Here is a 12,531-nt window from a genome sequence, read left to right on the forward strand (position 1 = left end):
ACATTGTTCAAGTCAAAAAAGAAACTGGTCATCATTACTACTATTTTACTGCTTTTAAGTGGGTGTTCATTACCAGGTCTGAGCGGGTCTTCTAAAGACACTATAAAAATTGGTACATTAAACACTTCAGAATCGATGACTATCGGCTATATTATAAAGCAACTCATTGAACATAAAACCGATTATCATGCAGAAATCATTGGCAATATGGGATCGTCCATTGTGCAGCACCAAGCGTTGGAGCAAGGCGAAGTTGACATTACAGGAACAAGATATACAGGCACCGATTTGCCTGGAACATTGCAAATGGAGCTTGTGACAGATACGGATAAGGCGCTCAAGATTGTTCAACGGGAGTTTGAAGAACGTTTTGACCAAACTTGGTTTGACCCGTATGGATTTGAAAATTCTTATGCATTTACAGTAACTAGCAAGTTAGCCGAAGAAAAAAAATTACAAAAGGTTTCTGATATTGAACCATATGCTGCTGATCTACGTCTTGGAGTTGATAATGCTTGGCTAAATCGAGAGGGTGACGGCTATCAAGGATTTGTCGATACGTATGGATTTGAATTTGGAAAAGCATATCCAATGCAAATTGGTCTTGTCTATCAAGCCGTAGACAGCGGTAATATGGATGTTGTCCTTGCATATACAACCGATGGGCGAATTGAAGCGTTTGATTTAGTCAGCTTAGAAGATGACAAAAACTTCTTCCCACCGTATGATGCTTCACCTGTTGCAAGAAATGATATATTAAAAAGCCATCCAGAAGTACGGGACATCTTGGAATCTTTGGCAGGTAAAATTGATGAGGAAACGATGCGCTATATGAACTATGAAGCAGATGTAAAAATGAAAGAGCCATATGTTGTGGCAAAAGAATTTTTGGAAGAACATAATTACTTTGAGAATGAATAATCAAGGAAAGCGGGTGATTTTTTGGAAACATTATCTGAGTTGTGGAACTATTACGCGCAAAACTATTCGTATGTTTGGGAGGAATTTTACCGACACTTTCTCATGTCTGCCTACGGTGTTTTGTTTGCAGCTATAGTCGCCATCCCTTTAGGTATTTTTATCGCACGACATGCAAACTTAAGTAAGTGGATATTTTCATTTACTAATATCATTCAAACTATCCCAGCACTAGCCATGCTTGCTGTTCTTATGCTTGTATTGGGACTAGGTCCGAATACCGTCGTCGCTGCGTTATTTTTATATTCCCTACTACCGATCGTTCGCAACACGTACACAGGTATCCGTAATGTTGATCAAGCATTAATTGAATCAGGACGCGGAATGGGGATGACCAAATTTCAATTATTACGGATGGTTGAATTCCCACTTGCTCTTTCCGTCATCATGGCAGGCTTACGAACAGCACTCGTCATCAGCATTAGTATTGCAACGATTGGAGCGTTTATTGGCGGCGGTGGTTTAGGAGCAATTATCATTCGAGGAACAAACGTGTCCGATGGAACAGCAATTATTTTGGCTGGAGCTATTCCGACAGCATTGATGGCAGTTGTGGCTGACTTGGGTATGGGCTGGATAGAAAAACGCCTTATGCCGAGATAAAGTAAGTTCTCATTTAGCGAGGCCTTTCTTTCTTCATGTATTGGCATATGAACGAAACGGACATTTGGCATAAGGTTAGACCCTCAACTTATCCTCCTAAAGTTTAAGTACAGATCTTACATCTAACTATTTGTACGATTAATATTTTGGAAAAGATGACGGAGATGGTTAATCACGTGTCTTTTCAGAATATGAGTGCAATGTTGATATAAAGCTTTTAGGAAAAGCCTCCCTACACTTGATTTCCCATACGAAGCCCTGCCCTGGGCTTTTTATTTTTTATCCCATATATAAGGTGACTTAAGACGCTCACTTCAGAAGTTGGATAATCTGTACTGCAACAAGTCTAAATGAAGATAACAGCACCTAAATGCGCTATTTCGTAAGAGGCCTTTAGGTCATACCCTTGGGCTATTAACAATGACGGAGGATGAATGAACTCCCCGCCGATTGAAAATTCAGTTTATAATTTTATGATCTAGCTATATAACAATAGAGGAGGACTGTAAAATGGTTAGTATCTTGCTACAAAAAAATGTGCCTTGTATGATGCGAGATGGAATTACGTTATATGCAGATATCTATCGTCCAGATCAGCCAGGAACTTACCCTGTTCTACTGACAAGACTTCCTTATGGTAAGGATAATCCATTTTATTCCCACCGTTATCTTGATACAAATCGGCTTGTTGAACAGGGGTATGTCGTTATTATTCAAGATGTAAGAGGGAGGTTTCAATCAGAAGGTAAGTTTTATCCATTTTTATATGAAGCAATCGACGGCTATGAAACAGTGGAATGGGCAGCCAATCTACCTTTTTCATCAGGAAAAGTTGGGATGTTTGGATTATCTTATTACGGCTATACGCAATTACTAGCAGCCAAAGCTAAACCACCACATTTAAAGGCTATTTTCCCTGCTATGACACTAAATAACTTTAAAGAAAATATGATTCGTCAAGATGGAATTTGCCGCTCAGCTCCTTATAAAACTTGGGTAATAGAATCCATCCTCCCTGACTTAATTAGACGAAAATATCAAGCTCAGAGGACATACCAAGCAAAAATGAACCAGTGGGTACAAATGTTAAATGATTTAGCAGCTTCTCTGTTTGAAACTACAATAGAAGAATGTTCAATTATAGAGGATCTTGGTGTAGGGGAACGATTGAAAAGGCTTGTATCTTTACCAGATGAAGATGTACTATGGGACGAGACGAGAATCACAGATGATTACCACCAGCTCCAAATCCCCGCCTATCATTTAGCAGGTTGGTATGATAGCTTATTACAACCCACATTAGAAAACTATCAGCAGATGGCTAAGCAAACAGGACAACCACAACGATTAATAATTGGTCCGTGGACACATGGTGATTTCAGTGGCATAGCTGGTGAACGATCATTTGGCATACATGCTTCCGCAGGGTTTTTAAATCAAAGAGGGGATTTAACGAATCTACATATTCGCTGGTTTAATTATTGGCTAAAGGGTATAAGCGAGGATATCACAGAGGAACCTCCTATCAAACTATTTGTGATGGGAATAAATCAATGGCGATATGAACAATCATGGCCGCTAGTCAGAACCGCTTATGTCCCGTACTATTTTCATAGTAAAGGAGAGGCAAATTCTCGATTTGGAGATGGTAAATTAAACAAAATAATGCCAGATGAAGAACCAGTAGATTCATTTATTCATGACCCTCTGTCACCCGTTCCAACAAATGGCGGACAAACATTATTTTATGGTGTTCACACATCAGGTGCAAAAGATCAGCGCTGGATCGAAGAACGAGAAGATATGTTAGTTTTTACAACTGCACCATTAGAAGAACCAACGGAAGTAACTGGTCCTATTAAAGTAACGCTATGGGTAACTAGTAGTGCAACATCTGCAGATTTCAATGCCATGCTCGTGGACGTTCACCCTGACGAAACTGCTTATAACCTAACAGATGGCATCTCGCGCGTAGAATTTCCAAATGGTAATAAAAACCAGCATATTCGTTGCGTTGAAATTGCTTTACCGGCAACAAGCAATGTTTTCTTGCCTGGTCATTCCATTCGCGTAGAAATTGCTTCAAGCAACTATCCGCAATATGATGTCAATCCAAATATAGGGACAACATTACAACAATCGAGAGAAGCTAAATTCGCTAAACAAACTATTTTCCATTGTCGCGATTATCCTTCGCACATCGTGTTACCGATTGTATAAAAGTGATGCGTGTTGTAACATCCTAAATAAAAAAGCACCTGTGGAAAATACAAGTATATAGTATTTACCGCAGGTACCGTCTTTATATTGATTTTACAGTAAAAATTTGTTCCTCTCCCGTTTTAACGTGCCCCCATAGAAGAGGCTGATCTACTGAAAACTTATCCGTATTCATAACAATAATTGGCGTTATCACGTTATATCCCTGTTTTTCAATAAAAGTCAAATCCATCTCTGCCAATAAATCACCTTGTTTTACAGTACCCCCTACTGAAGCTTTGATTTCAAACCCTTTCCCCTCAAGGTTAACCGTATCCAATCCCATATGAATCAAAATTTCTATTCCATCAACAGAACGAATTATAATGGCATGCTTTGTTGGAAAAACATGGGTTAACTCACCTTCTACAGGAGAAACTACTTTACCCTTATCAGGTACAATAGCTATGCCATCACCCATCATTTTTTGGGAAAACACTTCATCAGGCACTTCTTCTAAAGAAACTGTTTTTCCTGTTAGAGGTGCTATAACAGCTACCATTGTTGTCAAATTCCCTTCTTCATCGGTCACTTCTTTTTGTTTCTTTAAAGGCTCCTTACGATTCAAGCTGATGCCTTGATCGATAATTGTTAAAATTTCATTTTTCAATATGTCTGATGTAGGGCCAAAAATTGCTTGCACACCATTTCCTACCTCTAGTACACCAGAAGCGCCAAGTATTTGTAGTTTTTCTTTATCTACATTTCCCTTGTGATGCACACCAACACGTAAACGAGTAATACAGGCGTCCAAATTATTAATATTCTCATGTCCTCCAAGCGCTCCTAACACTTCATACGCTTTTTGATTTATATCATTCACATTTTTATTTTCCTTGTCTTTATTCATATCTGCTTTTGTGTATAAACGATTTGTTCCTTCCGTGCCCCTACCTGGAGTTATCAAATTCCATTTTTTTATTGCCCAGCGGAAGACAAAATAATAAACAGCTGCCATTGCAAACCCTACCATTAATACATACCACCATGGCTCTCCTACCCCTGGTAAAATACCAAATAGAATAAAATCAATGATTCCTGATCCACCTGCATAACCAATATTAACATCTAACACATACATAATCATAAATGACAAACCAGCCATGAACGTGTGAAAAACATATAATAACGGGGCTACAAATAAGAATGTAAATTCAAGCGGTTCAGTAATTCCAGTTAAAATTGCTGTACCTGCGGCAGTTAATAGTAAACCTGCAACAGCTTTTTTATTCTTTGGTTTAGCCATATGATACATTGCTAACGCTGTAGCAGGTAAACCAATCATGACAAATGGAAACTTACCTGCCATAAATCTTCCAGCGGTAATTTCAACTGCACTATCTATTTGTTTATCAGCTAGCTGTGACATGTACATCGCTGTATCTCCTGATACCATTTGTCCAGCTAATGTAGTATACACTCCTCCAACCTCAGAAAAACGAATTGGTATATAAAATATATGATGCAATCCAAACGGAACTAAGCCTCTTTCCACAATTCCATAAATAAACATGTAAAAAGGCGGTGTATTCTCACCAGATAATGCAGCTCCCAACGCATAAATCCATTCTTGAACCATGGGCCAAATGAAAGACAAAATAAGTCCAATCCCTACAGAATACACTGCTGTAATTATTGGAACAAAGCGAGCTCCCCCAAAGAACGACAACATTTCAGGCATTCTGAAGTTATGGTATTTATTATATAATGCAGCAGCTACAAATCCCATTACTATTCCACCAAAAACGCCAACCTGTAAAGTTGGAATTCCAAGTTCCAGTGTATGTCCAGCCTCACTAATATTATCCATATTAACTCCAGTAGTAATGCCAATAACTGTATGCATAATTAAATAGCCTACAAGTGCCGAAAGAGCTGCAGGTGATTTTCCACCTGTCCAGCTTCCTGCAATACCTACAGCAAATAAAACACCTAAATTCCCAAATATGGCTCCTCCTGCGCCTTTCATTAAACTGGATATTGTTTGCCAAACAGAATTATCCAAAAAAGGGAAATATTCTATTAAATACGGTGACTGTAAGGTTGTTCCAATACCTAATAATAATCCAGCAGCTGGTAATAGAGAAATGATTACCATAAACGTTTTACCAATGCGTTGAAAAAAGTCAAATGTAAAAAGATTTTTCATTTTAAGCCTCCTTTGAAATCGAATTCATTTAATACGTTTACCGCTTGCTCTCTACAAATATGTAGAGAGCAAGCCGGTTAAAAATTAATTCAACTCTGGCCAATAACCCTTGTTGGCAACAACTAAAGCATCTAACACCTTTCTAGCCTGTGCAGCGGAAACCACCGTTCGATTTAATGTCAATGCTTGTAAGGCTTTACCATAGGACTTTTCTAAATAAGCTTCGACCGTTAGTTTTTCATATGCATACTGAGCTTCAATGAGCCCTTTATAAAATGTAGGTATTTCCCCAACAGCGAAAGGCCTAGGGCCATTTGCTGTAATGCTTGCGGCGACCTCTACCATTGCATCCTCTGGTAAATTGCTCACCAATCCATCGTTTTTCAGAATGACAATAAAGTTATTCCCTTTATTGTAAGCAATGGACTCTGCCACAAATAGGATGAATTCACCGTGTGCATCATTTTGAACGACATCACAGTCCTTTGCCGTTCCGGCTTCCACAGCAAGCGCACAATCTTTAAATACGCGTTTTTCTCGTCCAGCTTGTACTTCATTCGTTCGGGTGAAATCAGGATTTAATTTTTTCAACACTTGATCTGGGTACAGATAATATTGTAAATACGTATTGGGTAAATAGTCAGGAAAATCACGAACAATCTGTTCCACCATTGCATAAGTGTCTAGCCATGATTGATCTCGCTGTTCTGCATCAGCTGGACGAAACCCTCCATCAAGTATTTTTTCCCGTAGCTCTGGTAGAAGGTCATTTCCTTCGGTATCGTATAAATTTGTGAACCAGCCAAAATGATTTAACCCGAAATAAACAGGTTCAAAGTCCCGCTCATGAACGCCTAGCAATTTACCATAAGAGCGAAGTAAATTCTCAGGTTGATCACAAATATTAAGAATGCGATTATCTTTTGGAAATACCTCTTTTAGCGCAACAGCTACAATAGCAGCTGGATTTGTATAATTTAAAATCCACGCATCTTTCGACTTTGCTCGGACATCATTTACTAATTCAATCATGTCACCAATGGAGCGCATTCCATAAGCAAAGCCTCCAGGTCCACATGTTTCCTGACCAATTAATCCCTTGCTTAAAGGAACTTTTTCATCCTTTTCACGCATTGCATAGCCACCCGTTCGCATTTGACAAAGTACAAAGTCTATGTCTTCTGTAAATGCTTTTGCTTTGTCGGTTGTATAACTAAAATGAACCTCTGGATACTCTTCTTTAAGCAATATCTTGGCAAATTCACCTATCTTTTGCTGTCTATTAGCATCAATGTCATACATTACTAACCGGTTAATAGGAAACGTATCCTTTCTAGAACACATTCCTTTTAAGAGCCCAGGGGTGAATGTGCTCCCCCCACCGACAATAACAACATTAAATTTTTTCATTAAGATCCATCTCCTGTTGATTTGATTTTTGTAACTATGAAGATCATAAATGACAAAACAGAAAACGCTTCAAAAATTTCATTTTATGAAACTTTTTAGTTGTATACTATAATACAATCAAGAAGAAGGGAGGATTCATTTATGTATAATTTTATGGTGAAACTATTAAATTTTATTGAGTCTTCAACAGATCATACCAAGTCAGAAATTATTATTGCACAATTTATTTTACGCAATGTAGAAAGAATACCTCATATGACTATTTACAAATTAGCAGAAGCCTGTCATACATCTCCTGCTACTATTACTAGATTTTGCAAAAAATTTGATGATATAAATTATAAAGAGCTAAAAGAACGTGCACGTACATTTATTGAGTACAATACAAATGAAGTGATGGTGGAATATGCGGAGAGCAAATACAGCGCAGGTAAATTAAATGATTATTTTGAACAATTACAACTATCTTTACAAGAGACAAAGAAATTATTATCATCAAAAGAGATTATTATAGCCACTCATAAAATCCGTCAAGCAGTCAAAGTTTCATTTTTTGGTGTAACCTATTCTCACCTACTAGCAAGAAATGCGCAATTCAAATTTACACGTCTTGGTAAAAATGCCACTGCATATAGTGACCCTGAAAATCAAATTATAGAAGCAAAAACGATGACAGCTAACGATGTAGCTGTAGTCATTTCTTTTTCAGGAGAAACTAGATTTGTCGTTAGGCTCGTTAAGGTGCTTAACAAAAATAATATACCTATCATCGCTATTACAGGATTTCCAAATAGTTTTCTAGCAGAAAATGCTAACCAAACCATCTGTATTAGTAGCCATAAAATGGATTACTTTAAGTCTCCTGTAGTAGAAGAAATCAATTTATTAAGTGCCGTTAACTCTATTTATCTCGCCTACTCCATGATTTTTAAATAATCATATTGGTTTAATTAGTAAAAAACCACGCTATCTACAAATCATGCAGACAACGTGGTTTCTTCGCTTCTTCTTTGTTTCAATCGCGACCAGTAAATAATCGGTATTAACATGAGAGCGACCGACGCGCCAATAAATCCTAAAATCGCATAGTTGAAATAAGCAACAATGACTCCTGAGATGATACTGCCAAAAGAACCTCCGAGCGCTACCCAAACATCAATTGATCCTTGCGTTTTCGCTCGGTTATGAATCGTCGTTGAATCAATAATTATAGCTGTGCCACTTATGAGTCCGAAGTTCCAACCAAGACCCAATAAAAAGAGAGCAATCGTTAAACCAACTAATGAATTTCCCGGAACAAAAGCCGCTAAAATTCCCGAGATAGCTAAGGTGATTGCGGAAGCAGCTCCCATAGATTTCCTACCAACACGATCTACCAATGCCCCTGTGCCAAGTGATGACAATACATCGCCGCAATATGAAGACCGATGACCACTCCGATGGCTGTCAATCCACCACCATGATTTTGCATATGGCTGGCGTCAACGTCATAATCGCAACCATAACGACTTGAGAAAATACTAACAGCATCGCTCCTGCAAAAACGCCAATCTGGTTAGCTTTATGAGCAAGACTAGATTCTGTAGACGATCCAGGTGGTTTCTGGCTTGCTTCATAAACCGCAAACGCCCTTGCCACGAGTAATGGATCTGGTCGCATAAACAAAAATATCGTCAATCCAGCTAAAAGATAAGCCACTGCAGCAAGGATAAACGGACCTGCTAACGGATGTATGTTGATTGCTTTTGCAACTTCGCACATAGGTGTAACCAGATTTGGACCAGCTACGGATCCAAATGTTGTGGCAACCATCGCAACACTGACAGCTTTCGCCCTTTGTTTTTCAGAAGCTAAATCCGCACCTGCATAACGCGCCATTAAATTCGTTGCTGTTCCAGCGCCATAAACAAATAAAGATAAAAATAACAAACCAACACTATGGATGTTCGTAGCAACAATGACTCCAATGGCGCCAATTCCCCCCGTAATAAACCCAAAGGCCAATCCATAACGACGGCCTAAACGCTGCGTCAACCGTCCTACAAGATAAGCCGCAAGTGCAGACCCAAGCGTAAATAAAGCTGCTGGTACACCAGCAAAACTTTCCGTTCCTAACATATCCTCAGCAAGCAGAGCTCCAACGGTAATCCCAGCAGCTAAGCCTGCCCCGCCAAATATCTGTGACAGTAAAACGATCCATAACGATTTTTTATACACTTTTGCCTCTCTTCTGGCGATTCCATATAAGACTGGATTAAATTTGCATCCTCTTTCATTGCCTCTCCCCCTTTGCTTTAACCGCACGAGCTACTTTTCAAAACCGTTAAAATCATCCTATCGCGTTATAACCAAACACACAAGGTTTACCAAGATACCCGTGTATGTATTGTACTAAAATCGCCTAAGTGATCGCTATGTATCTGTTTATGGCTTTATTTATGTACGAATTAAAAAAGAAAGTGATGATACAGTAGCAGGACGGTTAAATGGGAGAACAGCGTGTAGTAGATGCTACGTTTTTTGACCAGTCTTAAACACCTCTCCACCGAAGAATAAAGAAACAAAAAAATTGAATATGTCATGCCCAAGCAACGAGCTTAATAATCTTTTATAAACAAAAGTTATAAAGTAATAGAAAAAGCGTATTGGTCAGCCTGTATTTCGTTGTTTATAATAGCTTTAAGACAGTCAAAAATTTAAAATTTCCGAATTAACTAATATTAATTTGATAACGCTTTAAAGATGTTGTTATTTCTTTCTTGCCAATTATTTTATCAAAGGGGACAAATCGATGTTACTGAATCCTGTTGTATTATCTGTATTAGCTTTAGTTGTTTTAAGCCTAGCGCGTGTGCATGTAATTTTCGCTTTACTCATTGCATCTATCGTCGGAGGAATAAGCGCAGGAATATCACTGGAAGAGACATTCACCTTGTTAATTGGAGGACTCGGAGGGCAAGGTGAGACAGCGCTTAGCTATATTCTTTTAGGTATTTTGTCCGTTATGATTGCAAGGTCTGGTATCACTACTCTTTTCATTCAACGCGTATTACCTTACATGCAAGGAAGACGTGCCATAGTACTATTCTTGTTAGCAGGTGTAGCCAGTCTCTCGCAAAATGTTGTTCCTATACATATCGCCTTCATCCCGATCCTAATCCCGCCACTTCTGGCCATCTTTAATAAAATGAAAGTAGATAGAAGGGGAATTGCAACAGCATTAACATTCGGTCTAAAAGCTCCTTATATACTGATTCCTATAGGATTTGGCTTGATTTTCCAAAACATCATTGTCGATGAAATGAAAGCGAACGGGATGGAAATTGGCTTATCGCAAGTTCCTTTAGCCATGGTCATTCCAGTAGCAGGGATGGTCATTGGATTAGCTATTGCTATCTTATATACGTATCGAAAACCTAGAGAATATCATGAGATCCCAACACAATTTACAAATGATGCAGCAGCAACCAACGATAAGACCAATGCAAGTTGGCAGTGGCAACACTCTGTGACCCTTCTTAGCTTAGCTGTTACCCTGACCTTGCAGCTTGTGTATGGATCACTTGCACTTGCTGCGTTAGGCGGTATTTTAACCATGCTTGTGCTTCGTGCCGAAACATGGCAGAGTGGAGACGTTATTGTGGAAGATGGAGTAAAAATGATGGGCGTTATCGCATTTGTAATGTTAATTGCTTCCGGCTATGCCGCTGTTTTAAAAGAAACTGGGTCCGTTCAAGCACTCGTACAATCTGCAAGTGCTTGGCTTGGAGACAGTCAGTTCTTAGCCGCTGTTGTCATGATGATCATTGGAATGCTAGTCACTATTGGCATTGGCACCTCTTTTGGGACCATTCCGGTATTAGCAGCTATATTCGTTCCCATATGTGCAAGCTTAGGATTTAGTCCTTTAGCAACAGCTGCCTTAATTGGTACATCAGGTGCTATCGGAGATGCCGGCTCTCCTGCTTCCGACAGTACATTAGGACCTACATCTGGTTTAAACGTCGATGGTCAACATCATCACATCTGGGATACCTGTGTGCCAACCTTTATTCATTATAATATTCCACTATTTATTTGTGGCATTATCGCTGCATTGGTTTTATAGGACGGATAGCTTTCATAAAGTGAAACAAAAGCAATCTATACTTGCCTTGTTTATCAAGATAGATTGCTTATTGAAATGATTATAAGTTTCTACTATATTTTAAAACAAAGTTAATCTTTAAGTATTCCATTACTTCTACAATAATGGCAATAAAATACGAATGATCGTACCTTCCTCTCCCTCGGGATGTTTTTGCTCTTTCATGAACTTTTCGCTCATCGTTTCCCCACAACAAAGCTCCCTTTCACGTCTTCCCCCCATTTTAGTTCATATGTTTCACCCTGATGAATTGATCCTACCCCTTCAGGAGTTCCCGTATAAATAATATCCCCTTCCCGCAAGCCGAAATGTGCTTGAAGATAGTCCAAAATCGTCTGGAAAGAGAAGATCATGGAAGTAATATTTCCCTGTTGAACTACTTCTCCGTTACGCAACAATGAAAAATCCTTTTCCACACAAGCCGCTTCCCCAGGAAAATCCCAAAAATCTGTGATTACAGCTGCATGCTTAAAGCCTTTCGCTAATAGCCAAGGATGCCCCTTCTTTTTTAATTCAGCTTGTACATCTCTTAACGTCAAATCTACTCCAAGCGCCATCTTGGTGACCACATCTTCAACCTTCGAATCATCCGCTACATTTTTTCCTATGTATAAAACGATCTCAAGCTCATGATGAATATCCCCTTTATCAAATGAGTAAGGGATAACTTGACCATGGGCTGTTACGAGAGAGTTTGTCGGTTTAGAAAAAACTATTGGTCGTTCAGGTACAGCATTACCAAGCTCAGCAGCATGATCTGTATAATTACGACCGATACAGAAGATATTGTTTATGTTCATTCGTATCACTCCTTCTAATGGGTTATTTTTCCTCATAGTATACCATATATTCTGACAATCCAAGCCACTACCACACTCTTCCAACCGTATGGTGCTTAAAAATGACATTTCTCCAAACATCCGTTTAAAATACGCGAATTATCATGCACATGACTATAACCTTCTGTACTTAAGTGCTACAATTA

General features: G+C 38.8%; 8 protein-coding genes and 1 pseudogene. 5 read left to right on the forward strand and 4 right to left on the reverse strand.

All coding sequences use genetic code 11. The features are described from left to right. The first annotated feature begins 3 nt into the window (after positions 1–3). From KBP50_RS21260 to KBP50_RS21270, 3 genes are all read left to right on the forward strand, one after another. Entirely contained in the window at positions 4–921 is a 918-nt protein-coding gene (locus tag KBP50_RS21260; protein ID WP_050350701.1) for an osmoprotectant ABC transporter substrate-binding protein, read from the forward strand. A gap of 21 nt (positions 922–942) precedes the next feature. After that, complete coding sequence (locus tag KBP50_RS21265; protein WP_050350700.1) at positions 943–1,581, forward strand: ABC transporter permease; 639 nt, start codon at positions 943–945, stop codon at positions 1,579–1,581. A gap of 510 nt (positions 1,582–2,091) precedes the next feature. Beyond that, complete coding sequence (locus tag KBP50_RS21270; protein WP_050350699.1) at positions 2,092–3,801, forward strand: CocE/NonD family hydrolase; 1,710 nt, start codon at positions 2,092–2,094, stop codon at positions 3,799–3,801. Positions 3,802–3,883: 82 nt separating this feature from the next. On the opposite strand, the gene KBP50_RS21275 is transcribed toward KBP50_RS21270, so the two are convergent. After that, positions 3,884–5,989 (reverse strand): PTS sugar transporter subunit IIABC, encoded by a 2,106-nt coding sequence (locus tag KBP50_RS21275; RefSeq protein WP_076361932.1) that lies wholly within the window; start codon positions 5,987–5,989, stop codon positions 3,884–3,886. Between the two features lie 84 nt (positions 5,990–6,073). Next, entirely contained in the window at positions 6,074–7,399 is a 1,326-nt protein-coding gene (locus KBP50_RS21280; protein ID WP_050350698.1) for a 6-phospho-alpha-glucosidase, read from the reverse strand. Positions 7,400–7,540: 141 nt separating this feature from the next. Here KBP50_RS21280 and KBP50_RS21285 point away from each other — a divergent pair, with 141 nt between their 5' ends. After that, positions 7,541–8,335, forward strand: a complete 795-nt coding sequence (locus tag KBP50_RS21285; protein ID WP_050350697.1) for a MurR/RpiR family transcriptional regulator — start codon at positions 7,541–7,543, stop codon at positions 8,333–8,335. Between the two features lie 41 nt (positions 8,336–8,376). On the opposite strand, the pseudogene KBP50_RS21290 reads toward KBP50_RS21285, so the two are convergent. Beyond that, positions 8,377–9,675: pseudogene (locus KBP50_RS21290) on the reverse strand (MFS transporter). A gap of 515 nt (positions 9,676–10,190) precedes the next feature. Here KBP50_RS21290 and KBP50_RS21295 point away from each other — a divergent pair. Further along, positions 10,191–11,507, forward strand: coding sequence for a Na+/H+ antiporter family protein (locus KBP50_RS21295; protein WP_050350696.1), 1,317 nt, complete (start codon positions 10,191–10,193; stop codon positions 11,505–11,507). 215 nt (positions 11,508–11,722) lie between these two features. Here KBP50_RS21295 and KBP50_RS21300 read toward each other — a convergent pair whose 3' ends face one another. Next, complete coding sequence (locus KBP50_RS21300; RefSeq protein ID WP_050350695.1) at positions 11,723–12,346, reverse strand: fumarylacetoacetate hydrolase family protein; 624 nt, start codon at positions 12,344–12,346, stop codon at positions 11,723–11,725. Between the last annotated feature and the right edge of the window lie 185 nt (positions 12,347–12,531).

Origin of the sequence: Virgibacillus pantothenticus (genome assembly GCF_018075365.1) — a bacterium.
GTDB classification, from domain to species: domain Bacteria; phylum Bacillota; class Bacilli; order Bacillales; family Amphibacillaceae; genus Virgibacillus; species Virgibacillus pantothenticus.

Excerpts from the sequence above, each read along its gene's own strand:
- KBP50_RS21300 (WP_050350695.1), bottom strand. The coding sequence starts at position 12,346 with ATGAACATAAACAATATCTTCTGTATCGGTCGTAATTATACAGATCAT.
- KBP50_RS21295 (WP_050350696.1), top strand. The coding sequence starts at position 10,191 with ATGTTACTGAATCCTGTTGTATTATCTGTATTAGCTTTAGTTGTTTTA.
- KBP50_RS21275 (WP_076361932.1), bottom strand. The coding sequence starts at position 5,989 with ATGAAAAATCTTTTTACATTTGACTTTTTTCAACGCATTGGTAAAACG.
- KBP50_RS21285 (WP_050350697.1), top strand. The coding sequence starts at position 7,541 with ATGTATAATTTTATGGTGAAACTATTAAATTTTATTGAGTCTTCAACA.
- KBP50_RS21270 (WP_050350699.1), top strand. The coding sequence starts at position 2,092 with ATGGTTAGTATCTTGCTACAAAAAAATGTGCCTTGTATGATGCGAGAT.
- KBP50_RS21280 (WP_050350698.1), bottom strand. The coding sequence starts at position 7,399 with ATGAAAAAATTTAATGTTGTTATTGTCGGTGGGGGGAGCACATTCACC.